Genomic DNA, 24,092 nt, shown 5'->3' with positions numbered 1-24,092 from the left:
CCGATGCGTTTTGCCGTTCTCGGCAGCGGTAGCCAAGGGAACGGCACGCTTGTAGCCCACGACGACACGTACGTCCTGGTGGATTGTGGTTTCTCCCTGCGGGAAACCGAGCGGCGCCTGCTGCGCCTGGGGGTTCACCCTGCGCAGCTGAGCGCGATTCTGGTGACCCACGAACATGCCGACCACGTGCATGGCGTGGGTTTGCTGTCTCGGCGCTACAATCTTCCGGTGTACCTGAGTCGCGGTACCTTGCGCGGGATGCGCAAACCGATTGAACCCGCAGGTTTGCTGGCTGGTGGCGAGCAATTGCAGATCGGCGCCTTGAGCATCGCTGTGATTGAAGTGGCCCACGATGCCCAGGAGCCGACGCAATACGTATTCAGTGACGGTGAACGGCGCTTCGGCCTGCTCACCGACCTGGGTTCCTACTGCGCCAGGGTGCTGGACGGTTATCGCGACCTCGATGCATTGATGATCGAGTCGAACCACTGCCGTGACCTGCTTGCGCGGGGTCACTACCCGGCCTTTCTCAAGCGGCGGGTTGGCGGGCAGTTTGGACATTTGAACAACCACCAGGCGGCGTACCTGGTGTATGAGTTGGGCTGGCAAGACCTGCAACACCTGGTCCTGGCCCACCTGAGCAGCAAGAACAACCTGCCGCAGCTGGCCCGGCAATGTTTTGTCGACACTCTTGGGTGCGACCCGGACTGGCTGCAACTGGCCGATCAAGATTCAGGGCTTGACTGGCGGCACATCGCCTAGCCCACCTACTTAGCAAGCGGAGCCCATCATGGAAAAACGTGAAGAACTCTACCGCGGCAAAGCCAAATCGGTTTACAAGACCGACGACGCCAACCGCTTGATCCTGCTGTTTCGCAACGACACCTCGGCGTTCGACGGCAAGCGCATCGAACAGCTCGACCGCAAAGGCATGGTGAACAACAAGTTCAACGCCTTCATCATGCAGAAGCTCGAAGCGGCCGGCATTCCGACCCAATTCGACAAACTGCTGGGCGACAACGAATGCCTGGTGAAAAAGCTCGACATGATCCCGGTCGAGTGCGTCGTGCGTAACTACGCGGCCGGCAGCTTGGTGAAGCGTTTGGGCGTGGAAGAGGGGCTCAAGCTCAACCCTTACACCTTCGAACTGTTCCTCAAGGACGACGCCAAGGGCGACCCGTTCATCAACGAATCCCACGTAGTGGCATTCGGTTGGGGCACCGCTGAGCAACTGGCGCGCATGAAAGAACTGTCGCTGAAGGTCAACGACGTCCTGAGCAAACTGTTCGACGACGCCGGCCTGTTGCTGGTGGACTTCAAACTGGAATTCGGTGTGTTCCACGACGGCTCCATCGTCCTGGGCGACGAATTCAGCCCGGACGGCTGCCGCCTGTGGGACAAAGACACCCGCAAGAAGATGGACAAAGACCGCTTCCGCCAGGGCCTCGGTGACGTCATCGAAGCCTACGAAGAAGTCGCCAACCGTCTCGGCGTACCGCTGTAATCGACGCAAGCATCTGATAGCACGGAAAAAAATCGCTTTGGCGCTTTGCTTCCAGGAAACAGGCTGTTATGATGCGCGCCGTTGGAGAGATGCCAGAGTGGCCGAATGGGACGGATTCGAAATCCGTTGTACCTTCACCGGTACCTAGGGTTCGAATCCCTATCTCTCCGCCATTATTGAAAAATGAAAAACCCCCGATAACTTCAGTGTTGTCGGGGGTTTTTTGCTTTCAGTCAGAAACTGCATAATGAATTCTGCTACGGTCTTCGTTAATTGGCGCTTCGGACATCAGTCATGAATTTTAAAAAAGTACTGGCGCGTTTGCAGGCTGAAGTTCCCGAGCTATTGGCTGTGTATGTGTTCGGTAGCCAAGTGTCTGGTGAGGCTGGTAGTGAGAGTGATCTGGATGTTGCGGTACTTTCTGCGGGAACGGTCGAGCCTTTGTTGCTATGGCAGCTCTCCGGGGAGTTGGCCGATATAGTTGGAGTTCCAGTCGACTTGCTTGATTTGCGCGCAGCCTCAACAGTAATGCAATACCAAGTATTGACCACTGGGCGTCGGCTCTGGTCCGGGAATGTCCAGGCGGGTCTATTCGAGAGCTACGTCCTGAGCGAAAAAACCGCGCTGGACACGGCAAGGGCTGAGTTGTTGGCGGATATCCAGAAGGAGGGGAAAGTTTATGGTCGATGATGTTCTCATCAATAAAGCAGCCAGCATTGAACGGTGCGTTGCTCGCGCCCGTCAGGAATACGATAAAGATCCCACCAGCTTCGCCACAGATTTCACGCGCCAGGATGCGGCGATTTTGAATATTCTGCGTGCCTGTGAGGCAGCGCTGGACATGGGCCAACACTTGATTCGTCGTGAGCGCCTGGGGGTTCCACAAGGGGCTCGTGACGTGTTTGAGTTGTTGTGTCAGGGCGGTTGGGTCAATCCTGCGTTGCTGACCAACCTGAAGAACATGGTCGGGTTCCGTAACATTGCTGTTCACGAGTACCAGACGCTTCAGTTGCCGATTACCGTAGCGATCATCACAAAACACCTGGGTGAATTTCTAGCATTTAGTTCGCATATTTTGACCAAGGATGCTGGGTTGGAAAATAAACAGGTCTAATCTGTAAATTTTCCCCTCCCTCTGAATAAGTTTTCCTGCTGCGGTGTTCACCACACAGACCACCCAGGAAACGCCCATGAACAGCCTCGCCGACCGCTACGACCGCCTGACCCGCACCTTCCACTGGCTAACCGCCGCGTTGGTGATCTTCATGTTCGCCAGCGCCCACATCTGGGAAAACCTGGAAAAAGGCACGCCACTGCGCAAAGGCCTGCAATCCGTCCATATCTCCCTCGGCATCGCCATGGCAGTGCTGATCGCGGCACGTATCCTCTGGCGGCTGTTCGGTGGTAATCACCCAAAGGCCGACAACCACCCTGCGCTTAACCTGGCCGCCAAGATCGCCCACGGCTGTCTATACCTGTTACTACTGACGCAAGTGACCCTGGGCTTCCTGTTCCGCTGGGCCCAGGGCGAGCCGTTCAACTTTTTCGGACTGTTCCCCCTTCCCGCGCCATTCGTGATTGATCACGAATGGCGCGGCACCCTGGGTGGGCTGCACAACAATGTCGCCTGGGCGATCATCGTGCTTGCGGGGCTGCATGCCTGCGCTGCGCTGTGGCATCACTACATCCAGCGCGACGGTACGCTGCGCCGCATGCTGCCCGGCCCTTGGGGCGATCTTCAACACTGAGTTTGCTGCTGTACTTTCCCTATCGTTACGGAGCATGAGCGCCATGAACAATCGCCACGAACACGCTGTTGGTTACCGTACCGCTTTGTTCTTCGGTGCCTGTATGGCCGCCGCACTGCTGGCCGGTCAGGCTCATGCTTCCGGTGACGAATCGGCGCCACCCAAGCCCAACTGCCCCAAAGGCCAGGTCTGGGATACCAAGACCGGCAAGTGCGTGCTGCAAACCAGCAAAGCCACGTCGGACGCCGACCGCACTGATTACGCCTATCGTCTGGCCAAGGACGGGCGTTACGAAGAAGCCCTGTCACTGCTCGACACCCTGCAAAACCCGAACACTGCCAAGGCCCTGAACTACCGCGGCTACGCCACCCGCAAGCTGGGCCGCACCGACGAAGGCATCAGCTACTACCTGAAATCCGTGGCCCTGGACCCCAACTACGCACAAGTCCGTGAGTACTTGGGTGAGGCCTACGTCATCAAGGGCCGCGTGGACCTGGCCCAGGAGCAACTGGTGAAAATCAAGGCCTTGTGCAGTACCACCTGCGAAGAATACGAAGACCTGGCCGAAGCTATCGCCGCCGCGCCTCAGGCTTAAACCCGTGAGCGAACAGTCGGGAGATTGCCATCAGCAAAGACGCTGAGTTGCGTCGTGAGTTGAGCCAGTTGTTGCCACGTTTATGGCGATACGGGTTGGTGCTGTCGCGACAAAAGCATGTGGCGGATGACCTGGTGCAAGCCACTTGTGTGCGGGCACTCGAGCGTGCAGGCCAGTTCATGGCCGGCACGCGACTGGACCGCTGGTTGCTGACGATCATGCATTCGATCTGGCTTAACGAATTGCGCTCGCAGCGGGTACGGCAAGGCCAGGGGTTTGTCGACGCTGAGCAAGAGTTGTCGTTCGACGGTGAAACACTGGCTCAGGATCAAGTGCTGGCCGCGCAGGTGATCAAGCGCGTCAATGCGTTGCCTGAAGCCCAGCGAGAGACGGTGTTTCTGGCCTACGTCGAAGGGCTTTCATACAAGGAAATTGCCGAAGTCCTGCATATCCCGGTGGGAACGGTGATGAGCCGGCTGGCCGCTGCGCGCTTGAAACTGGCTGAAACGGCGCACTCAAGCGGCGTGTTGGATAAATCGAGCGGAGAACGACGATGACTCAAAACACCCCACCGTCGGATGAACTGCTGGTGGCTTATCTGGACGGTGAGTTAGACCCTAAGCAGCGTCAGGTTATCGATAACCTGCTGGGGATCGATCCAGCCATGACTGCCCGCGTAGAGCAGCTCAAGCGCGGGCACCTGTCGTTCAAATCAGCTTTCGATTCGGTACTCGATCAAGCCCCCACTGAACGTTTGCAGGCGATGCTCGATAGCCTGCCGCCGGCGCAAACATCGACCCTGAGTCGACGCAGGTTTATCGCGGTAGCGGCAAGCTTTGCGGTGGCCGGTGTGGTCGCCGATCGGTTGTTCATGACCTTGCCCCGGCCTGAACCGGGTTCGGGCTGGCGTGCCTCGGTCACCGAATACATGGCGCTGTATACGCCCCAGACCTTGGAAAACCTCAGCGCTGATCCCGACTCGCTTATCGCCCAACTGAGTTCGGTAGGGCGCCAGCTCGGTCTGCCGCTGAGCCCAGAGGCGATAAGCCTGCCGGGCGCCGAGTTCAGGCGCGCACAAATCCTCGATTACGATGGCGTATTAATTGGCCAATTAACGTACCTCGACGCACGTCACGGCCCGCTGGCGCTCTGTATTACGTCTGCGAAAAAAGGCCTGATGCCCATGGCCACCGAACAGCGTCGTGGAATGAACGTGGTTTTTTGGTCCAATCCAACCCATGCCTTCATGTTGATTGGCAGAAATCCATTTGAAGATTTGCAGATCATGGCGCGCAGTGCCGAGAAGGCCCTGGCCGTGTAGTCATTGGCATGGAATAACCCTTCGACTGTTCACCAATGGCACTCATTCGGCAGCCAATCGCGCCGACAGGCTTTCAATAAACACCGTCTCCGCCCGGCTCATCTTCTGCTCGCGGTTCCACAGCAGGTGGATATCCACGTCGGTAATCCCTTCGTCCGGCGGCAAGCGCCAGAGCAATCCATTCTTCACATCTTCGGCCACCACATGAATCGGCAGGCAGCCCAGGCCAAACCCGGCAATCACCAACCGCCGCACTTCCTCCAGGCTGGAGGAGGACGCCACGATGCGCCCGCTGAAGCCCTGCTGGTCACGAAAGATGGTCAACGGAGAGAGCATCCCGCCGATCTGGTCACTGGTGAAACTCACGAAGTTCTCCGACTGCAAATCGCCCTCCGCCAAACCGGTACGCCCGAATAACGGGTGATGTCGGCCGCAAAAAAAGGCATAGCGCTGACGCAGAAACAGATGCTGCTCCAGTCGTGGTTGCGGCCGGCGATTGAGGCTCAGGCCCAACGTCGCGGTTTTCTCCAGCAGGGCGCTGACGATGTCCGAGCTGCGCATCACCTCAACGTCCAGTTCGACCCTGGGATGCTGACGATGGAAGTCGGCGAGAAAGTCATCAAAGGTGTCTGAATTGATCCGGCTGATCATCAGCAACCGCACCTTGCCGATCACCTCGTCACCGGGCTTTTGCAGGGCGTTGCTCATCTGCGAGACCTGGCCGTACATCTCGCCGGCGATCGAGAATATCTGCTCGCCGGCTTCGGTCAGCACAAAACGTGGGCCGCGTCGGGCAATAAGCTGGCAGTCGAGTTGCTCTTCCAGGCGCTTGAGCGCCTGGCTGATGGCCGGTTGGGTCAGGTGCAGGCGCGCGGCGGCGCGGCTGATGCTCAGTTCCTGGCCGATTACCCGGAAGGTGCGCAACAGGTTCCAGTCCAGGCGGTCGTTGAGCAGCGGGTGAACATCGCGGCGGTTTTCAGACATGGCGACAGCTCGATAATAAGCAGGATTTATAATTGGAATAATAAATAGAAAATTGACTAATCATAGCGTCGAGACGAAAAATCACCCTCAACCAGCGCCATCAGAGCGCGAGCGCCAGACCTTTCTCCTGCCAAAAAAATAACCAAAGGAGCCAACCCCATGAAGCCTTCCGCTTCGCCGCAGCCTCGCCGTGCCGCGGCCGCCGCCTTCATCGGCACCATGATCGAGTGGTATGACTTTTACATTTACGCCACCGCCGCGGCGCTGGTGTTCGGTCAGCTGTTTTTCCCTTCCGACGACAAACTGTTCAGCACCATGGCCGCGTTCGGTACCTTTGCCGTGGGCTTCTTTGCCCGGCCGTTGGGCGGCATTGTGTTTGGGCATATTGGTGACCGTATCGGTCGCAAGAAATCCCTGGTGATCACGCTGGTGATGATGGGCGTGGTGACGGTGTGCATCGGGCTGTTGCCGACCTACGCACAGATCGGCGTAGCGGCGCCGGTGCTGTTGGTACTGCTGCGTGTCGTGCAAGGCATCGCCGTTGGCGGCGAGTGGGGCGGGGCGGTGCTGATGGCCGGCGAACATGCGCCCAAAGGCCGTCGCAACTTTTTTGCTTCCTTTGCGCAGTTGGGCAGCCCGGCGGGTTTGATCCTGTCGTTGCTGGCCTTCAGCGCGGTAACCCGTTTGCCGGAAGCCGACCTGCTCAGTTGGGGCTGGCGCGTGCCGTTCCTGGCCAGTGCCTTGTTGTTGATCGTCGGCCTGGCGATCCGCTTGGGCGTCAATGAATCGCCCGAGTTCCTCGAAGACAAGGCCAAGGCGGAAAAAGCCCGGGCCATCACCCAGGATCAGGCACCGGTGATCGAAGTGCTGAGGACTTCATGGCGCCCGCTGTTGCTGTGCATTGGTGCCAATACCTTGGGGATTGCCGGGGTGTATTTCACCAACACCTTCATGATTGCCTACACCACCCAGCAACTTAACCTGCCGCGCTCGTTGATTCTGGAATGCCTATTTGTCGTGGCCATCATCCAGTTCTGCGTCCAGCCGCTTGCGGCCTGGGTGGCGGAGAAGGTCGGTGCCACACGCTTTTTGTGTGCGATGACCGTGCTCGCGATGGCCTCGCCGTATCCGATGTTCGTGCTCGTCAGCAGCGGCCAGGCGCCGTTGATCATCCTCGGCATCGCGCTGGCCGTGGTGTGCATGGCTTCGTTTTATGCGGTGATCGCCGGCTTCGTCAGCGGCCTGTTCGAAACCCGCGTGCGCTACACCGCCATCTCCCTGGCCTATCAAGTGTGCGGCGCGCTGGCTGGCGGCCTCACGCCGTTGATCGGCACCTGGCTGGCCCATGAATACCAGGGCCAGTGGTGGCCGATGGCAGTGTTCTACAGCGCGATCGCGGCGGTTTCGCTGGTGTGCGTACTGGCGTTGTCCCGTCGCCACGCTACCGCCCACCGCCTTGAAATGGCTTGAAGCGTTTGATTGGAGAGTGTGTATGTTGAAGATTAATGGCGAGCGCCTGTGGGCCAGCCTGATGGCCATGGCCGAGATCGGCGCGACGGCCCGCGGTGGCAGTTGCCGCCTGGCGTTGAGCGCCGAAGACCAGGCTGGCCGCGCGCTGTTCAGCCGCTGGTGTGAAGACGCCGGGCTGACCTTGAGCGTGGACGCTATCGGGAACCTGTTCGCTCGCCGAGCGGGCAGCGATAACGAGGCTGCACCAGTAATGATGGGCAGCCACCTCGACACCCAGCCGGAAGGCGGGCGCTTTGATGGCGTCTATGGTGTGTTGGCTGGATTGGAGGTGATCCGCAGCCTCGACGACCACGGGATCAAAACGCGCAAGCCGCTGGAAATCGCCGTGTGGACCAACGAGGAGGGTGCCCGTTTTACTCCGGCCATGCTCGGCTCGGCGGTGTTCACCGGCACCTTGGCGTTGGACAAGGCGCTGGCCACCCAGGATGTCGACGGTGTCAGCGTGGCGGATGCGTTGCGCAGCACTGGCTACAACGGCGAGCGCCCATTGGGTGGCGCGGTGGATGCGTATTTTGAAGCGCACATCGAACAAGGCCCTATTCTGGAAGACAACGCCAAGAGCATCGGCGTGGTCACCGGTGGCCAGGCGATTCGCTGGCTCGATGTACGCGTGGAAGGCATGGCCGCCCATGCCGGGACCACGCCGATGCCGCTGCGCAAGGACGCCTTGTACGGCGCCGCGCAGATGATTCAATCGCTGGAAAACCTGGCGGCTGATTTTGCGCCTGAAGGCCTGACGACGGTGGGCGAATTGAACATCGCCAAGTCGTCGCGCAATACCATTCCCGGCCTGCTGAGTTTCACCGTCGACCTGCGCCATCACCGCGACGCCGACATCGAAGCCATGGAGCAACAAGTGCGCGTCCGTTTGCAGGATATCGCCGCGCAACGTGGCCTGAGCGTCACCGTCAGCCCGCACTGGATCAGTCCCGCCACGCCGTTTGATGCCGAGTGTGTGGCGTGTGTGCAGTCGGCGGTAGATACGTTGGGGTATGCGCAGCAATCCATCGTCAGCGGCGCGGGCCACGATGCTATCCACCTGGCGCGGTTCTGCCCGACGGCGATGGTCTTTATTCCGTGCGTCGGCGGCTTGAGTCATAACGAAGCGGAAGACGTGTTGCCCGAGGATGTTCGCCAGGGCACCGATGTATTGCTCAATGCCGTGTTGAAACGTGCCGGCCAGGTTCAGTAAGGAGAAATCCCATGCGTACTTTTTTTCATCCCGAACAACTTTTGCACCATCCTCGCAGCTACTACTCTCGTGGCCAGATGCGCACGCCGCAGGAGGTCCCGGAGCGCGCCCGCAACCTGCTGCTGGCCGCCCAGACCCTGGGCTTCGAGATCCAGCAACCGCACGACCACGGCCTTGATCCACTGTTGGCTGTACATGGCGCCGCCTACCTGACCTTCCTCCAGGAAGCCCACCAACGCTGGAAAGAAATCCCCGAAGACTGGGGCGACGAAGTCATGTCCAACATCTTCGTGCGCGAGCCCAACGCCCTGCGCGGCATCCTGGCCCAGGCGGCGCGCTATCTCGCCGATGGCAGTTGCCCGATTGGTGAACTTACCTGGCGTTCGGCGTATTGGTCAGCCCAAAGCGCGGTCGCCGCAGCCAAAGACATCCTCGACGGCGCGCCCGCCGCTTATGCACTGTGCCGCCCGCCAGGCCACCACGCCCGCTTCGATGCTGCCGGTGGGTTTTGCTACATCAACAATGCGGCGGTGGCGGCGCAGGCCTTGCGCGATGGCTTCGAGCGCGTCGCCGTACTCGATACCGACATGCACCACGGGCAAGGCATCCAGGAGATTTTCTACGACCGCGATGACGTGCTGTACGTGTCGATTCATGGCGATCCAACCAACTTCTATCCCGGCGTTGCAGGTTTTGAGCAAGAGCGTGGCCATGCTTCGGGCGAAGGCTTCAACCTCAACCTGCCGATGGCGCATGGTGCCAGTGAGGCGGTGTTCTTTGAAAAGCTGGAGCTGGCGTTAAAGGCGGTGAAGGACTTCTCGGCGGACGTGCTGGTGTTGTCGCTGGGGTTCGATATCTACGAGCTGGACCCACAGAGCAAAGTGGCGGTGACGCGGGAAGGGTTTGCGCGGTTGGGTGAGTGTATTCGTGGGTTGGGGCTGCCGTGTGTGATCGTGCAAGAAGGCGGCTATCACCTGCAAACGCTGGACAGTAATGCGCAGGCGTTTTTTGAAAGTGCTCAGGCGTGGTCGATCTAACCTGCTGAATAAAGAAACTCGGACTGCCTTGGAAATACATTCAAGGCGTGTCCGTTCCGTAGGGCTTTCAGGTAGGTAATTTATATCCGTTAACTTCTGGTCAATACCTCTCAAGTCCTGCCCAGGCTGGCCGAAACTCTGTCATACGATGTCGTATGCCCATAATGAGAACAATCGCCATGTCGCTTCGCAGCCTGTCCATTGCCCGCCGTGCGGGTCTCGGTTTTGCCTTGATTGCTTTGCTCGTGGCGCTGCTGGGGTTCTTTGCCCTCTCGAACATGGCGAGCATTCGCGAAAGCGCGGTGCAGGTGGAACGTGGCCTGGTGCCGAAAATGCGCCTGGTGTCGGACATTCGCGAAATCATGCTGCGTATCCGCACCATTTCCCTGCGCATGGCCCTTGATTCCAATGCTGCTAGCATCCCGCAATACCGCAGTCAGATGGACACCCGCAGCCAGGACCTGACGAAAAAACTCGCCGACCTGAATGCCGTCATCGACACACCCGAAGTGCGCACTCTCTACGATCAGTTCCAGGTGTCCCTGCGTCAGTACCAGCAAGGCCTGACTCAGTCGTTCATCCTCGCCGACAAGCAGCAGCTCGCCGAGCTGAACAAGTTGCTGCTGGTGGACATGAAAACCGTGGTCGACGGCTCCGGCAATCAGCTCAATGCCCTGGCCGACTACTACAACGCCCAGATAAATATGCAGGGCCAGATGGCAGAGCTGCAGTACAGCCGCTCGCGCACAATGGTCTTCGGTTTTGTTCTGCTGGCCGCGTTGAGCACCGTGGCGCTGGCCTGGTTGCTGACGCGCAGTATCGTTGGCCCTTTGAGCCACGCGGTGCGCGCTGCAGAAAATGTCGCCCAGGGCGATTTGACCCAGACCGTTGAAGTGACCGGTGACGACGAAGTCACGCGCCTGCTCGTGGCACTGCAAAGCATGCAAGGCAGCCTGCGCAGCACCTTGCAGTTGATTCGCCAGTCAGCCGGGCAGATGGCAGCATCGGCCACCGATCTCAATGGCATCACCGACCAGAGCAGCCGCAGCCTGCAAAAGCAGACCGCTGAAATCGAGCAAGCCGCCACCGCCGTCAATGAGATGACTTCGGCCGCCGATGAGGTGGCACGTAATGCCGTTTCCACCTCCGAATCGACCCGCCTCTCCAATGAAACGGCCCGCGACGGTCAGCAGCGCGTCGGTGAAACGGTCAGCGCGATTCAGGCGCTGAGTACCAACATCGGCGAAACCTCGAGCCTGGTGCAAAACCTCGCCGATCAGTCGCGGGACATCGGCAAGGTGCTGGACGTGATTCGCTCCATCGCCGAGCAGACCAATTTGCTGGCGCTGAACGCCGCCATCGAAGCGGCGCGTGCTGGTGAGTCCGGGCGTGGTTTTGCCGTGGTGGCGGATGAAGTGCGTGCACTGGCCCATCGCACCCAGCAATCGACCCTGGAGATCGACCAGATGGTCACTGCGATGCGCAGTGGTTCCAGCCAGGCGCTGACATCGATGCAATCGAGCACCCAGCGGGCCAGCGAAACGCTAATCCTGGCCGAAGGAGCCGGTGGCGCACTGAGCCAGATCACCGACTCGATCGACCAGATTCATCAGCGTAACCTGGTCATCGCCAGCGCCGCCGAGGAGCAGGCCCAGGTGGCGAAGGAAGTGGACCGCAACATCGTCAATATTCGTGACCTGTCCGCGCAGTCGTCCTCGGGTGCGGGGCAGATCAACGGATCGAGCCACGAGCTGGCGCGGTTGGCTGTGTCGCTTAATGAGGCTGTGGCGCGGTTTCAGCTGTAGCGCGGTTCTCCAGTGCCAGGGACGGCACCAGTTCCAGGATACGGTTACGGCCACCTTCGGCCACCAGGTACGTTCCCTTCGTCGTACGCACAATCGACTGTGGCGCCTTCAGGAAAGACAGAATTGTCTGCTGGCGCCCGTGCTTGTCGATCAACAACAAACGCGCACGGTGGGTTGAATCCTCGTTGATCCATAACCCGCGTTCATCGCACATCAGGAAGGTGGGTTTGTTCAACTGGCTCAGTACCACCGGGTCGCTACCGTCGATGGTCAGCTCTCGCACCACGCCCTTTTTCTTTTCTGTGTAGAGCATGCGCCCATCCGTGCAGCGAACAATCGACTCGCCTTCGCTGAGTTGGTCACGCACGACGCTCAGTGTTTTATCGCTCCAGTGATAGCGCAATATCCGGGCACCTACCTTGCGGTCTTCGATGGCATAGAGATACTCGCCGTCGTCCCATAGCCCTTGCACGCTTTCTCCCTTGAACAGCTCGGTGACGACGCCGTCCTTGAGGAAACTGACCGGCGCGCCATCCACTTCCTGGCTGAACACCCAGCCGCCCTGAGTGGCGACCATACCATCGGGCTTGGAGAGATTTCCTACCACCAGTTCGCGTTTTCCGTCCGGCAAGATGCGCACGATACTGCCAAGCCCATCGCTCAATTCCTGGCTCACCATCAGTGAACCGTCGGGCATCGGCATCAGTGATGCGGCCTTTGCTACGTCGCGGTGAACGACATGAACACTCCAGTCTTCGGCTGCACTGACCGGGTAGAAGCTTTGCCAGGCGAAGAAGCCCAGAGCTGCAAAACAGAGTGACCCCACGAGCCACAATCCCGGTCGAAACATGCGGTAGAGTGGTGCGGGGCGGAAAGTCCTTTTTATTGTTTTATCCATTGATTGAGTTACCGGTAGCTATTCGTGAATAGAACGATTGGAGCCGAAGTTAACCGTTGTCCTCGTCCTGCAAGAGGGCTGCGTAATCTTGCCCTCCGTAGAACACCCCTACAATCGATACCGTTTCAGTGTCGGCATCTACTGTAAAAGCGACGATGGTGGTGTGCCGATAGTGAGTGGTACGTAGAGTGGGTAACAAGTCTTCACGGCTGATGCCGCGCAGAGGAAACAGAGACAGGTTTTCGCAGTAAGTGATGATGGCATCTACATAGCGCGCAGCGACGACGGGTGAGCCGGCCTGGGTGATGTAGTCTTCAAGTTCTTCGAGTTGCGTTACTGCCTTGGGTGAAAAAGCTACCGTGTAGGTCACGACTTACGGTTGCCTTTCTGTTGGCGTTTGGCTGCCATGTGTTCGCGGACCTGGGCGGCAGACAGCGCGCTGTCTGGATCGGCCTTGAGGGCGACGGCTGCTGGAATCACTTGATCCCGAAGCCAGTTTTCCATTGCGCGGTCACGTGCCAGCAAGATTCGCAGCCCGTCGCGTATGACTTCACTTTCACTGGCATATTCGCCAGTGCTCACTTTGGCTTTGACGAGTGCAGCCATCTCAATCGGCAAGGTGATGCTCATTTGCTGGGTTGAGCGCATGGTAGCGTCCGCTTTTGCTGGGTAGGATTTAATCCTACTCAACGCTGGGCGTGTTGCAAGCGGTAACTGACCAGTGTGAGTCGCTAGAGTCTCCTGAACTGACCAGCGTGCTGTCTGTTTCGTGCAGATACTGATGGGGTAATCCATCGTCAAAGACTTTTCCATAGTGGGCCTAAAAGTGAGAGCTGGATTTGAGGCTGTCAGTATTGACGCTTTTCAGGAGTCTCGTTTCTCACCCACGCAAATTCCCTGCTGATATGTATGACCGCATATTTTCCGTAGGGTTATTGGCTGATCCCGAGTATGTGGGCCGCGCCAATAGCATCCCGCCAGCCCCCATACGATAATGCTCGCCACATCTGCTCAACCAACGGCTGCCCTCGTGATCATCAACTTCGACCTCAACGACCTCCAAGCCTTCCGTGCCGTCGTAGACAAGGGCAGTTTCCGTGCTGCAGCCGAAGCCATCCGTATCTCCCAGCCGGCCCTCAGTCGGCGCATCGAAAAGCTCGAGTCCGCCCTCGACGTCAAACTCTTCGAACGCACCACGCGCCGTGTCAGCCTGACCATGGTTGGTCGCGCGTTCCTGCCGCAAGTCGAGCGCATGCTCGATGACCTGGACATCGCCCTGATGGGCATCAGTAACGTGGCTTCAACCCGTATGGGCAATGTCACCATCGCCTGTGTGCCGTCTACGGCGTACTACTTCATGCCCCACGTGATCTCCGAATTCCACAAGCTCTATCCGAAGATTCGACTGCGGGTATTGGACGCGAGTGCGGGCGAGGTGTGTGCGGCGGTGGAAAGTGGCGAGGCGGATTTCGGCGTGAGTTTCAGCGGCAGCCTGGCGGATGGGGTGGAGTTCGAGCTGTTGTTGCAGGAGCGTTATGTGCTGGCCTGTCGCCGGGATCATCCACTGGCGGACCGTGCCAGTGTGACGTGGGCCGAGGCGTACGAGCATGACTACATCACCGTGGACAAGACCTCAGGCAATCGCTTTTTGCTGGACCAGGCCCTGCGCGGGGTGCGGGTGAAGAAGCAAAGCATCTGCGAAACCCATCACGTGACCACGATGATCGGGCTGGTGGAGGCGGGGTTGGGGGTGGCGATGGTGCCGTCGATTGCGATGCCGGGCGGCAAGCATCCGATTCTGACGAGTGTGCCGCTGGTGGAGCCGGAGGTGGTGCGCAACGTGGGGCTGATCAAGCGCCGCGGGCGTACGTTGACGCCGGCGGCACTCGAGTTGGAGCGGTTGACCCGGCAGATGCCCTTCCGGTCAGTGTGATACCGAGTCCAGGCCGGTGGCTTGTACCACCGGTTGCGCCTGGGGTGAGGCGAGGAATTGCAGGAGCTTTTTCGCCTGCGCCGGGTGTTCGGCATTCACTGGAATGCCTGCGGCAAAACGGGTGACGGACTGCACGTCTTCAGGGATTTTTCCGACGTAGGTCACGCCCGGAATCGGCAGCAGTTCGGACACCTGTTGCAAGCCCACTTCGTAGTCACCCTTGGCGACTTGGGAGGCTACCGGGATGCGTTCGATCATGGTGCCCTTGGACGGCATGCCGAGTTTCTTGAACAGTTCCTTTTCGACGTAGACGCCGCTGGCGCTGTCCGAATACGCGACGGATTTGGCGTTGCTCAGTACCGTCTTCAGTTCGGCGTCGGTGGCAATCGAAGGCTTGGTTGCGCCTTCCTTGACCACTAGGCCGATACGCGAATCCGCCAGTTCAACGCGAGAGGCCTTGTCGACCTTGCCTTGCTTGATCAGCTCATCCAACGCGTAGCCGACCATGATCACCACGTCGGCGTGTTCGCCACGGGCCAGGCGGTTGGGAATTGCTTCCGGCGCCTTGCCCATCGACGGGCCGAGGATGGTGTCGAGGGTATCGCCGCTCTGGGTGGCGTATTGCGCACCCAGCACCTTGTAGGCAGCGGTGAAGCCGCCTGAGGTCATGACTTTCAGCTCTTCAGCGTGGACCACCATTGCCAGGGAACCGATCGCCAGTGCCACCAGTGTTTTCAATAGGGTTTTCATCGACGTGACCCCTCAGGCAACTTGCAGACGGGCGCTGGCGCGGCGATACAGCGCAAACGTCGCGCACAGTGCGCACAGCGCGGCAAACATCAACCAGTAGGCCGGCGACGCCTTGTCGCCCGTCTCGTGGATAAACCAGGTTGAGATCGCCGGGGTAAAACCACCGAAGATCGCGGTCGCCAGGCTGTAGGCCAGGGAGAAGCCCGCCACGCGCACTTCCACCGGCATGATTTCGGTCAGCGCCGGGATCATCGCGCCGTTGTACATGCCGTAGAGGAAGGAGAACCACAGCAGGGTTTCCAGCATGTGCGCGAAGCTTGGCGCATTGACCACGTAGGAAAGTGCCGGGTAGGCGGTCAGCACAGTCAGAGTGGTCATGGCGATCAGCACCGGCTTGCGGCCAAAACGGTCACTCAGGGTGCCGCCGATGGGCAGCCAGATGAAGTTCGACACGGCCACCAGCAAGGTCACCAGCAGGGCGTCGGAGGTGGTCAGGTTAAGCACGGTTTTGCCGAAGGTCGGCGCGTATACGGTGATCAGGTAGAACGCGGTGGTGGTCATCGCCACCATCATCATGCCGCCGATGACGAGGGTCCAGTTCTTCACCAGGGTGGCCAGCACTTCGCGCATGGTGGGGCGGTGCTTGCGGTTGGCGAACTCTTCGGTTTCCTGCAGGTTGCGACGCAGGACGAAGATGAACGGGATGATCACGCAGCCGATGGCGAACGGAATACGCCAGCCCCAATCGGCAACCACCGCCGGTTCCATCCATTGGTTCAGGCCATAACCCAGGGCGGCCGCGACCACGATGGAGATCTGCTGGCTACCCGATTGCCAGCTGGTGTAGAAACCCTTGCGGCCCGGTGTGGCCATTTCGGCCAGGTACACCGATACACCGCCCAGTTCTGCGCCGGCCGAGAAGCCTTGCAACAGGCGGCCCATCAGCACCAGCAGCGGTGCCCACAAGCCGATGGTGTGATAGCCCGGTACCAGCACGATTAGCAGCGTGCCACTGGCCATAATCGCGAGGGTCACGATCAAGCCTTTACGGCGGCCCACATCGTCGATGTAAGCACCGAGGATAATTGCGCCCAGCGGACGCATCAAAAAGCCTGCGCCGAACACGGCGAAGGTCATCATTAATGACGCAAATTCATTAGCAGCGGGGAAGAAGGCGGCAGCGATATAGGTGGCATAGAAACCGAACAGAAAGAAGTCGAACTGTTCGAGAAAGTTGCCGGAGGTGACGCGAAAGACCGCGCCGACTTTGGAGCGGGCAGAGTCAGGCCGTGAAGGATTTTGCATTTTTTTGTGTCTCCAGCGTTCTTTTTAAAGTGCTTGTTTCGCTTAAGACCGCGGATAGTGGCTGACACATTTAGAAATGATAAGTGAGTAATTTACATGCATTGATGCGTCTTGGTTATCAATGACCGGAGTCACACAAAACCGCTCCCTCATCTATGCTTGCCCAGTGTGTCCAATTCTTACGGACGGGAGGTGGGTATGAGCAACGAACACAAGCAACGTGATGAGTTGGAGCAGGAGCGCGCCAGGAAGCTTCGCGAGGAAGAAAAACCGCAGACCTGGAAGCATCCGGACGATGGCACCGAGCTGTCCGAGCGTGACCAGGAGCGCCCGCTCAAGCCTTAAGTCCTTGTTTCCTGTAGGAGCGAGCTTGCTCGCGAAAAACCTGAGGGCGACGCGGGGCACCTGGTTTCCCGCGTTATCGTTAACGGCCTTCGCGAGCAAGCTCGCTCCTACAGTGTTTCTTCAGTTCTGAATCGGCGTACACAACTCCACCAGCGTGCCATCCGGGCAACGCACATACGACACCACCTGCCCCCAAGGCTTGGTGCTCGGCGCAGCAAGCTCTGTCGCACCCGCCGCCAGCGCTCTGGCATGGGCCTTTGACACATCCTCGGTAACAAACCCCAGCTCCATCCCCAGCGGCTGCTGTGAGGCATGCGCCTCCACATGCCCGCCCTTGAAGTTCATCTCGCCCAACTCATGCGCCGCGAAGGAGAGCGTGGTGCTACCCGTCTCCAACTCGCCATACGTTCCCGACTCATGCAGGAAACGACGACTCAAACCGAAGGCTTTTTCGAAGAACTGCAGGGAGGCAGCGACGTCCGGGACGTAGACGATGGTGTAGGCGAATTTCATGGTTCAGCGGTCCTTGCTTGAGAGAGGAGGGCATTAGAGTCAGGGTCGTTCATACCGTCAACGGGAAACTATTTGACATATTTGATTTGTGATCACATATTGGAGCCATAAGAACGACAACACAGGTTTTGACTCATGACAGATGGCCCGCTTCTCCTTCCCACCTTGCGCCAGGTGTCCCGCGATACCTTGCAAGACCAGGTCTATCGCCAGATCCGTGAAGCCTTGATGAGTGGTCGTTTTCAGCCCGGCCAGAAACTCACCATCCGCGGCCTCGCCGAAGCCCTCGGCTCCAGCCCCATGCCGGTGCGCGAAGCCCTCCAGCGCCTTAGCGCCGAAAACGCCTTTGAAGTCACCGAAACCTCCCGTCTACGGGTCCGCATGATGACGGTCGAACGCCTGCGCGAGATTCGCGATGCGCGGGTCGCCCTGGAAGGTTTGCTGGCAGAAAAAGCCGTACTGCTCCTGGAAAAAGCCGACCTCGACGAAATCTCCGACCTCTGCCAACAGATGCAACAAGCCGCCGACGAAGTCGACGTTTCCCGCTACCTGTGGACCAACTTCGCCTTTCACCGTCGGATCTATGCCGTCGCCCAGGCCGAATTGACCATGGCCGCCGTGGAAAACTTCTGGCTGCACATGGGCCCGTGTTTTGCCCTGGTCGCTCCCGATAAAGCTCACTTGCAGCGCTCGATGGAGGCGCACACGCGCATCGTCGAAGCCCTGGCCGCCCGCGATGGCGCCGGTGCCCGCGCTGCCGTGACCGATGACATCATGCAGGCCGCCGATTCCCTGGCGCGCCTGCTCGTCAAGAACGACCGTTCGCGGTCGTCTGTTTCAGGAGGTAAACGTGCATGAGTGTCCTACAGCGGCTGCAGCCCTATCCTGGGTTACGTGTGTTGATTTCCGGCGGGGCTGCCGGCATCGGTGAAGTGTTGGCGGCGGCCTATCTGGAGGCGGGTGCCAAGGTGCATGTGTGTGATGTCAGCGAACCAGCCCTGGCGGCGTTTCGCGACAAGTACCCGGGCACTGTCGCCACCCGTGCCGACGTGAGTGATGCCGCGCAGATCGAGGCGGTGTTCCAGGTGCAGCGCGAGCAATTTGGCGGGCTGGATGTGCTGGTCAATAACGCCGGGATTGCCGGTCCCACCGGCGGCATCGACGCCATCAGCGATGCCGAGTGGCAAGCCACGATCAATATCAACCTGACGGCGCAATACCGTTTTGCCCATCACGCGGTGCCGATGCTCAAGGAGTCGTCCCACGGCCATCTGCTGCATATCGCCTCGGTCGCGGGCCGTCTTGGCTACGCCTGGCGCACGCCGTATGCCGCGACCAAATGGGCCATCGTCGGCCTGATGAAATCCCTGGCCTCGGAGCTGGGCGAAAGCGACATCCGCGTCAACGCCTTGCTGCCCGGCATCGTCGAAGGCCCGCGCATGGACGGCGTGATTCGCGCCCGTGCCGAACAGGTCGGCGTACCGGAAGCCGAGATGCGCCAGGAATACCTCAACAAGATCTCCCTCAAGCGCATGGTCACCGCCGAAGACGTCGCGGCCATGGCTTTGTTTCTCTGCTCGCCCGCCGCCCGCAATGTCACCGGCCAAGCGATCAGTGTCGACGGTAACGTCGAGTACCTGTAGGCCGCGTCAGCGTTTAGCCAAGGAAGAACACACAAGCCACACCCGGGATTTTTTTTCATAAGAATAAAAGTCGGAGAATCGTCATGTCCAAAAATCGTCCTGTGATCATCACCTGCGCCGTCACCGGTGCCATCCATACGCCGTCGATGTCGCCGCATTTGCCGATCACCGCGCAGGAAATTGCCGACGCCGCCATCGGTGCCGCCGAAGCGGGCGCCGCTATTGTTCACCTGCATGCCCGTGATCCCATCGATGGCCGTCCCAGCCAGGACCCCGCGCTGTTCGCCGAATTCCTGCCGCACATCAAAGCCGCCAGCGACGTGGTGATCAACATCACCACCGGCGGCGCACCGACCATGGGTGTTGAAGAACGCCTGCAACCGGTGATGCAGTTCAAGCCGGAACTGGCCTCGCTGAACATGGGCTCGATGAACTTCGGCCTGTATGAAATGCTCAACCGCTTCACCGAGTTCAAGCACGACTGGGAGCGTCCGTACCTGGAAGAAAGTGACGACCGGATCTTTCGCAACACCTTCCGCGACATTACCCACATCCTCAATTCCTGCGCCGAGAACCGCACACGTTTTGAAATCGAGTGCTACGACATTGGCCACCTGTACACCGCCGCCCATTTCCTGGAGCGCGGCCTGCTCAAGCCACCGCTGTTTATCCAGTCGGTATTCGGTTTGCGTGGCGGTATCGGCGGCCACCCGGAAGACCTGGCCCACATGCGCCGCACCGCCGACCGGCTGTTTGGCGACGACTACGTGTGGTCGATCCTCGGCGCCGGCCGTGGGCAAATTCCGCTGGCCACCATGGGCCTGTCCATGGGCAGCAATGCCCGGGTCGGCCTGGAAGATTCGCTGTGGGATGGCCCGGGCAAACTGGCCGCGTCCAACGCCGATCAGGTACGGCGCATTCGCACGGTGATCGAAGCCCTCGGCCACCGGGTCGCCACGCCGGATGAAGCGCGAGAAATCCTCGGGCTCAAGGGGCGCGATCAGGTCAATTTTTAAGGCACAAACCGGCCGCGTCACGGCGCGGCCATGTCCATCCCGCACAACAACAAAAAAGGGGATAACACCATGCGTATCGAAGTGCTTGTGGACGTGAAGACCACCCTGGGCGAAGGCCCGGTGTGGGACGTCGAGCAACAACGGTTGTACTGGATCGACAGCGCCGACGGCCGAATCCTGCGCTGCACCGATGATGGCCGCGAACTGCGCGCCTGGGACGTGGGCCAGAAAATCGGCTCCATGGCCCTGCGGCATAGCGGCGAGCAAGCCATCGTCGCCCTGCAAAACGGCGTGCATCTGCTCGACCTGAACAGCGGCGAACAGACGCTGGTCATCGACCCGGAACCCGCACTGCCCAACAACCGCCTCAACGACGGCAAGGTCGACCGCCAGGGCCGCTTTGTCTTCGGCTCCATGGACACCCTCGAAGACAGCGCCAGCGCCAAACTTTACCGCCTCGACACGGACCTCAGCCTGCACACCCTGGACGAAGGCATCATCGTGTCCAACGGCCCGTGCTGGAGCCCGTCGGGCGACACCTTGTACTTTTGCGACACTTGGTCCGGCGAGATCTGGGCCTATGACTACGACCTCGCCACGGGGGCCGTGAGCAATCGACGCACCTTCGCCAAGGTCGACACCAGCAGCGGTGGCGCCGCCGACGGCTGCACCGTGGATGCCGAAGGCTGCCTGTGGCAGGCGCTGGTCTACGCCGGAAAACTGGTGCGCTACACACCGGATGGACAGGTCGACCGGATCATCCAGATGCCGGTGAAAAAGGTCACCAGCCTGACCTTTGGCGGGCCGAACCTGGACACCCTGTTTGTCACCTCCATGGCCAAGCCGCCGTTGCCGCGTTTTCCGGCCGACGGTCAGCAGCGCGGGGCGCTTTTTGCGATCACCGGGCTGGGCGTGCAAGGAATAGCCGAGCGACGGTTCGCCAGCTAGCGCGTTTTTTTCAACAAGGCACATTCCTTCCGCAACCTTGTGTCAGTGCGCGCCCTCGCGCGCCTGGAGAAACCCATGGCAACCTTGAAAAAAGCCTCGCTGCGCAGTATTCACCGGCACTCCTGGGTGTCGTTGCTGGTGTGCTGGATGATCTGGATCCTCAACGCCTACGACCGTGAGATCGTGCTGCGCCTGGGGCCGACCATCTCCAAGCATTTCGATTTGTCGGCTGATCAGTGGGGCACCATGGCCACGGTGATCATGCTCGCCCTGGCCCTGCTGGATATTCCCGGCTCGATGTGGAGTGACCGCTACGGCGGTGGCTGGAAGCGCGCGCGGTTCCAGGTGCCGCTGGTGCTGGGCTACACGGCGATCTCGTTTCTTTCCGGGTTCAAGGCTCTCAGCGGCAACCTCGTGACCTTTATTGCACTGCGGGTTGGCGTCAACCTTGGCGCAGGCTGGGGCGAGCCGGTGGGCGTGAGTAACACCGCCGAATGGTGGCCGGTGGAACGTCGTGGTTTTGCCCTTGGCGCGCACCACACCGGTTACCCGATTGGCGCCATGCTCAGTGGCATTGTCGCCAGCTTTGTCATCAGCACCTTTGGTGAAGACAACTGGCGCTACGTGTTCTTCTTCGCGTTTGTGGTGGCGTTGCCGTTGATGATTTTCTGGGCGCGGTATTCCACTGCCGAACGCATCACCGCGCTGTACGTCGACATTGCCGCCAAGGGCATGACCCCGCCAGACAACGCACCCGCCAGCCAAGTGAAGGGCCATGCCTGGCGCACGTTTATCGCCACGTTGCGCAATCGCAATATCGCCCTGACGGCGGGTAATACGATGCTGACCCAAGTGGTGTACATGGGCGTCAACATCGTGCTGCCAGCCTACCTGTACAACATCGCCGGATTGTCCCTGGCCGAGTCGGCGGGGATGAGCGTGGTGTTCACCTTGACCGGGATTCTCGGGCAACTGGTGTGGCCGTCGCTGTCGGACATCATTGGCCGGCGCGTCACCTTGATCATCTGCGGCGTGTGGATGGCCGCCAGTGTCGGCGCGTTTTACTTCGCCAACACCCTGACCCTGATCATCGTCGTGCAACTGCTGTTCGGCCTGGTGGCCAACGCGGTGTGGCCAATCTACTACGCGGTGGCCTGCGACTCGGCCGAGCCGTCGGCGACCTCCACCGCCAACGGCATCATCACCACCGCGATGTTTATCGGCGGCGGCCTGGCGCCGGTGCTGATGGGCAGCCTGATTGCCATGGGCGGCGGCTGGACCACCTTGCACGGCTACACGGTGTGCTTCTTCGTAATGGCCGGTTGTGCCCTGGGCGGGGCGCTGCTGCAACTGTTTTCCCATCGCCCGCCGGCGCTGGTTGCGCAACTCGAATCCTAGAACAACACCGATGCGTCCCCCAGCCGTTGCGCTGGCGGGGCGCCAAGAGGAATTGCCCGATGAAGACTGCCAACACTGCCCGTGAACCACGGGAGTTGAACAAACTGATGTTCGTCAAGTTGATGCCCTTGCTGATCATCGCCTACGTGCTGAGCTTTCTGGACCGCACCAACATCGCCCTGGCCAAGCATCACCTGGATGTTGACCTGGGGATTTCAGCGGCGGCTTACGGCCTGGGCGCGGGGTTGTTCTTCCTGACCTATGCGCTGTCGGAAATCCCCAGCAACCTGATCATGCACAAGGTCGGCGCGCGGTTCTGGATTGCCCGGATCATGGTGACCTGGGGGTTGATTTCAGCGGCCATGGCGTTCGTCCAGGGTGAGACTTCGTTCTATGTCCTGCGGCTGCTGCTGGGCATTGCCGAAGCCGGTCTGTTTCCCGGGGTGATGCTGTACCTCACCTACTGGTTCAACCGCGAGCAACGGGCGCGGGCCACCGGGTATTTTCTGCTCGGCGTGTGTTTTGCCAACATCATCGGCGGCCCGGTGGGCGCGGCGTTGATGCGCATGGATGGAATCCTCGGTTGGCACGGCTGGCAGTGGATGTTCCTGCTCGAAGGCCTGCCGGCAGTGGCATTTGCCTGGGTGGTGTGGCGCAAGTTGCCGGACCGTCCGAGCAAGGCGCCGTGGCTCTCGGCCGAAGAGGCGCGCGGGATTGAACAGCGCATCGCGATGGAGACCGAAGAGGGCGCAGGCGAGGGCGGGCATTCCCTGAAAAACTGGCTGACCCCGCAAATCCTGCTGGCGATCTTTGTGTATTTTTGCCATCAGATCACCATTTACACGGTGATCTTTTTCCTGCCGAGCATCATCAGCAAGTACGGTGAATTGAGCACCATGAGCGTCGGCTTGCTGACCTCACTGCCGTGGATTGCCGCAGCAGCCGGCGCGGTGTTGCTGCCGCGTTTTGCGACCACGCCCACCCGTGCCCGGCGGCTGTTGATTACCGGCTTGCTGACCATGGCGTTGGGGTTGGGTATTGCCTCGGTGTCCGGGCCGGTGTTCAGTCTGCTGGGCTTCTGTGTGTCGGCGGTGATGTTCTTTGTGGTGCAGTCGATCATCTTTCTCTACCCGGCTTCACGCCTCAAGGGCGTGGCACTGGCGGGCGGCCTGGGCTTCGTCAACGCCTGCGGGTTGCTCGGCGGGTTTGTCGGGCCATCGGTGATGGGCGCGATCGAAATGAGCACTGGCAACGCAATGAATGGTTTGAAAGTGATTGCCGTAGTGCTGGTGGTAGCCGCGTTGGCCGCCTTGCGTTTGCGCCAGGGACAGGAGCCCGATCACACCAGCAATGAGGTCGGAAACCCCGAAGCCAGCACCAGATAAGCCACGACGGCCGCCAGGCATAAACCGACAAATACCCGCAACAGTGTCCTGGCGGTAGGGTGAGCGACGAATTTGATGGCCCAGAGCAAAATCCCGGCAAGCAGGATGCTCAAGGCAGAAATGACCAGCACGATGGTGTTCTCACAAGCCTTGGAAGCTGCTTTATAGTCCCAAAGGCCCGTGTTGAACAGTGTGCGCATAGACGCAGGGCCCCGGGTGTTTCTAAACTGCTGCTTATCCAG

At 59.9% G+C, this 24,092-nt stretch carries 28 protein-coding genes, 1 tRNA gene and 1 pseudogene; 22 read left to right on the top strand and 8 right to left on the bottom strand.

The features are described 5' to 3' along the window. Nucleotides 1-3 precede the first annotated feature (3 nt). From HBJ59_RS03150 to HBJ59_RS03110, 9 genes are all read left to right on the top strand, one after another. A complete protein-coding gene (locus HBJ59_RS03150) occupies nucleotides 4-762 on the top strand; it encodes an MBL fold metallo-hydrolase (protein ID WP_167662753.1) in 759 nt (252 codons plus the stop codon). Nucleotides 763-790: 28 nt separating this feature from the next. Then, a complete protein-coding gene (purC, locus tag HBJ59_RS03145; protein WP_003211975.1) occupies nucleotides 791-1,504 on the top strand; it encodes a phosphoribosylaminoimidazolesuccinocarboxamide synthase in 714 nt (237 codons plus the stop codon). Nucleotides 1,505-1,587: 83 nt separating this feature from the next. Beyond that, nucleotides 1,588-1,677, top strand: a tRNA-Ser gene (locus tag HBJ59_RS03140). A gap of 121 nt (nucleotides 1,678-1,798) precedes the next feature. After that, nucleotides 1,799-2,194: a nucleotidyltransferase domain-containing protein gene (locus tag HBJ59_RS03135; RefSeq protein ID WP_167662752.1), complete on the top strand. Its 396-nt coding sequence runs from the start codon at nucleotides 1,799-1,801 to the stop codon at nucleotides 2,192-2,194. Then, nucleotides 2,184-2,618, top strand: a complete 435-nt coding sequence (locus HBJ59_RS03130) for a DUF86 domain-containing protein (RefSeq protein WP_167662751.1) — start codon at nucleotides 2,184-2,186, stop codon at nucleotides 2,616-2,618. The genes HBJ59_RS03135 and HBJ59_RS03130 overlap by 11 nt, the downstream gene beginning before the upstream one ends. Nucleotides 2,619-2,694: 76 nt before the next feature. Then, nucleotides 2,695-3,252, top strand: coding sequence for a cytochrome b (locus HBJ59_RS03125; protein WP_167662750.1), 558 nt, complete (start codon nucleotides 2,695-2,697; stop codon nucleotides 3,250-3,252). A 43-nt stretch (nucleotides 3,253-3,295) separates the two neighbouring features. Further along, the gene (locus HBJ59_RS03120; RefSeq protein WP_076015924.1) at nucleotides 3,296-3,847 is read left to right on the top strand and encodes a tetratricopeptide repeat protein; all 552 of its coding nucleotides are present in this window, start codon (nucleotides 3,296-3,298) and stop codon (nucleotides 3,845-3,847) included. A 59-nt stretch (nucleotides 3,848-3,906) separates the two neighbouring features. Next, a complete protein-coding gene (locus HBJ59_RS03115) occupies nucleotides 3,907-4,404 on the top strand; it encodes an RNA polymerase sigma factor (protein WP_076016007.1) in 498 nt (165 codons plus the stop codon). Further along, the gene (locus HBJ59_RS03110) at nucleotides 4,401-5,168 is read left to right on the top strand and encodes an anti-sigma factor (protein WP_167662749.1); all 768 of its coding nucleotides are present in this window, start codon (nucleotides 4,401-4,403) and stop codon (nucleotides 5,166-5,168) included. Before HBJ59_RS03115 ends, HBJ59_RS03110 begins: the two co-directional genes overlap by 4 nt. Before the next feature lie 42 nt (nucleotides 5,169-5,210). On the opposite strand, the gene HBJ59_RS03105 is transcribed toward HBJ59_RS03110, so the two are convergent. After that, on the bottom strand, nucleotides 5,211-6,152 hold the full coding sequence (locus HBJ59_RS03105; protein WP_167662748.1) for a LysR family transcriptional regulator: 942 nt from the start codon (nucleotides 6,150-6,152) through the stop codon (nucleotides 5,211-5,213). Nucleotides 6,153-6,311: 159 nt separating this feature from the next. Between HBJ59_RS03105 and HBJ59_RS03100 the strand changes: the two genes are divergently transcribed. The 5 genes and pseudogenes from HBJ59_RS03100 (at nucleotide 6,312) to HBJ59_RS31950 (ending at nucleotide 11,716) form a co-directional block, all read left to right on the top strand. Further along, a complete protein-coding gene (locus HBJ59_RS03100; RefSeq protein WP_076015921.1) occupies nucleotides 6,312-7,622 on the top strand; it encodes an MFS transporter in 1,311 nt (436 codons plus the stop codon). 22 nt (nucleotides 7,623-7,644) lie between these two features. Further along, nucleotides 7,645-8,874, top strand: coding sequence for a Zn-dependent hydrolase (locus tag HBJ59_RS03095; RefSeq protein WP_167662747.1), 1,230 nt, complete (start codon nucleotides 7,645-7,647; stop codon nucleotides 8,872-8,874). Nucleotides 8,875-8,885: 11 nt separating this feature from the next. Then, entirely contained in the window at nucleotides 8,886-9,911 is a 1,026-nt protein-coding gene (locus HBJ59_RS03090; protein ID WP_167662746.1) for a histone deacetylase family protein, read from the top strand. A gap of 155 nt (nucleotides 9,912-10,066) precedes the next feature. Then, nucleotides 10,067-10,858: pseudogene (locus HBJ59_RS31955) on the top strand (MCP four helix bundle domain-containing protein); the annotation flags it as partial. Continuing rightward, nucleotides 10,853-11,716 (top strand): methyl-accepting chemotaxis protein, encoded by an 864-nt coding sequence (locus tag HBJ59_RS31950; RefSeq protein ID WP_372241458.1) that lies wholly within the window; start codon nucleotides 10,853-10,855, stop codon nucleotides 11,714-11,716. The pseudogene HBJ59_RS31955 and the gene HBJ59_RS31950, both read left to right, overlap by 6 nt. Here the strand turns inward: HBJ59_RS31950 and HBJ59_RS03080 are convergent. The 3 genes from HBJ59_RS03080 to HBJ59_RS03070 form a co-directional block, all read right to left on the bottom strand. Continuing rightward, a complete protein-coding gene (locus HBJ59_RS03080) occupies nucleotides 11,685-12,566 on the bottom strand; it encodes a hypothetical protein (RefSeq protein WP_076015917.1) in 882 nt (293 codons plus the stop codon). The genes HBJ59_RS31950 and HBJ59_RS03080 overlap by 32 nt on opposite strands. A gap of 97 nt (nucleotides 12,567-12,663) precedes the next feature. Next, on the bottom strand, nucleotides 12,664-12,984 hold the full coding sequence (locus tag HBJ59_RS03075) for a type II toxin-antitoxin system RelE/ParE family toxin (RefSeq protein ID WP_167662744.1): 321 nt from the start codon (nucleotides 12,982-12,984) through the stop codon (nucleotides 12,664-12,666). After that, the gene (locus HBJ59_RS03070) at nucleotides 12,981-13,262 is read right to left on the bottom strand and encodes a type II toxin-antitoxin system ParD family antitoxin (RefSeq protein WP_083676694.1); all 282 of its coding nucleotides are present in this window, start codon (nucleotides 13,260-13,262) and stop codon (nucleotides 12,981-12,983) included. Before HBJ59_RS03070 ends, HBJ59_RS03075 begins: the two co-directional genes overlap by 4 nt. A 382-nt stretch (nucleotides 13,263-13,644) precedes the next feature. On the opposite strand from HBJ59_RS03070, the gene HBJ59_RS03065 reads away from it, so the two are divergent. Continuing rightward, nucleotides 13,645-14,547, top strand: coding sequence for a LysR family transcriptional regulator (locus tag HBJ59_RS03065; RefSeq protein ID WP_076015915.1), 903 nt, complete (start codon nucleotides 13,645-13,647; stop codon nucleotides 14,545-14,547). Here HBJ59_RS03065 and HBJ59_RS03060 read toward each other — a convergent pair. Beyond that, nucleotides 14,539-15,297, bottom strand: coding sequence for a substrate-binding domain-containing protein (locus tag HBJ59_RS03060; RefSeq protein ID WP_167662743.1), 759 nt, complete (start codon nucleotides 15,295-15,297; stop codon nucleotides 14,539-14,541). The genes HBJ59_RS03065 and HBJ59_RS03060 overlap by 9 nt on opposite strands. Before the next feature lie 12 nt (nucleotides 15,298-15,309). After that, nucleotides 15,310-16,602, bottom strand: a complete 1,293-nt coding sequence (locus HBJ59_RS03055; protein WP_076015913.1) for an MFS transporter — start codon at nucleotides 16,600-16,602, stop codon at nucleotides 15,310-15,312. 198 nt (nucleotides 16,603-16,800) lie between these two features. On the opposite strand from HBJ59_RS03055, the gene HBJ59_RS03050 reads away from it, so the two are divergent. Next, the gene (locus HBJ59_RS03050) at nucleotides 16,801-16,947 is read left to right on the top strand and encodes a hypothetical protein (protein WP_008437901.1); all 147 of its coding nucleotides are present in this window, start codon (nucleotides 16,801-16,803) and stop codon (nucleotides 16,945-16,947) included. Between the two features lie 120 nt (nucleotides 16,948-17,067). Here HBJ59_RS03050 and HBJ59_RS03045 read toward each other — a convergent pair whose 3' ends face one another. Then, nucleotides 17,068-17,460, bottom strand: coding sequence for a VOC family protein (locus HBJ59_RS03045; protein WP_076015912.1), 393 nt, complete (start codon nucleotides 17,458-17,460; stop codon nucleotides 17,068-17,070). A gap of 135 nt (nucleotides 17,461-17,595) precedes the next feature. Here HBJ59_RS03045 and HBJ59_RS03040 point away from each other — a divergent pair, with 135 nt between their 5' ends. The 6 genes from HBJ59_RS03040 (at nucleotide 17,596) to HBJ59_RS03015 (ending at nucleotide 23,850) form a co-directional block, all read left to right on the top strand. Next, nucleotides 17,596-18,318: a GntR family transcriptional regulator gene (locus HBJ59_RS03040; RefSeq protein ID WP_003211913.1), complete on the top strand. Its 723-nt coding sequence runs from the start codon at nucleotides 17,596-17,598 to the stop codon at nucleotides 18,316-18,318. Further along, nucleotides 18,315-19,103, top strand: a complete 789-nt coding sequence (locus HBJ59_RS03035) for an SDR family oxidoreductase (protein WP_010176559.1) — start codon at nucleotides 18,315-18,317, stop codon at nucleotides 19,101-19,103. The genes HBJ59_RS03040 and HBJ59_RS03035 overlap by 4 nt, the downstream gene beginning before the upstream one ends. Nucleotides 19,104-19,186: 83 nt before the next feature. Further along, on the top strand, nucleotides 19,187-20,119 hold the full coding sequence (locus HBJ59_RS03030; RefSeq protein WP_003211908.1) for a 3-keto-5-aminohexanoate cleavage protein: 933 nt from the start codon (nucleotides 19,187-19,189) through the stop codon (nucleotides 20,117-20,119). Between the two features lie 69 nt (nucleotides 20,120-20,188). Continuing rightward, on the top strand, nucleotides 20,189-21,067 hold the full coding sequence (locus tag HBJ59_RS03025) for an SMP-30/gluconolactonase/LRE family protein (RefSeq protein ID WP_167663420.1): 879 nt from the start codon (nucleotides 20,189-20,191) through the stop codon (nucleotides 21,065-21,067). 75 nt (nucleotides 21,068-21,142) lie between these two features. Next, nucleotides 21,143-22,465: an MFS transporter gene (locus tag HBJ59_RS03020; protein WP_167662742.1), complete on the top strand. Its 1,323-nt coding sequence runs from the start codon at nucleotides 21,143-21,145 to the stop codon at nucleotides 22,463-22,465. Between the two features lie 59 nt (nucleotides 22,466-22,524). Next, nucleotides 22,525-23,850 carry an MFS transporter gene (locus HBJ59_RS03015; protein ID WP_076015908.1) on the top strand — a complete coding sequence of 442 codons (1,326 nt, stop codon included), beginning with the start codon at nucleotides 22,525-22,527 and terminating at the stop codon, nucleotides 23,848-23,850. Here HBJ59_RS03015 and HBJ59_RS03010 read toward each other — a convergent pair. Then, entirely contained in the window at nucleotides 23,805-23,981 is a 177-nt protein-coding gene (locus HBJ59_RS03010; RefSeq protein ID WP_167662741.1) for a hypothetical protein, read from the bottom strand. The two genes, HBJ59_RS03015 and HBJ59_RS03010, sit on opposite strands and share 46 nt — an antisense overlap. Between the last annotated feature and the right edge of the window lie 111 nt (nucleotides 23,982-24,092).

The sequence above is a fragment of the Pseudomonas sp. AN3A02 genome, from assembly GCF_011765255.1.
Lineage (GTDB): Bacteria > Pseudomonadota > Gammaproteobacteria > Pseudomonadales > Pseudomonadaceae > Aquipseudomonas.
The sequence above is the reverse complement of the archived record's forward strand: the minus strand, read 5'-3'. Positions and strand labels throughout refer to the sequence as shown.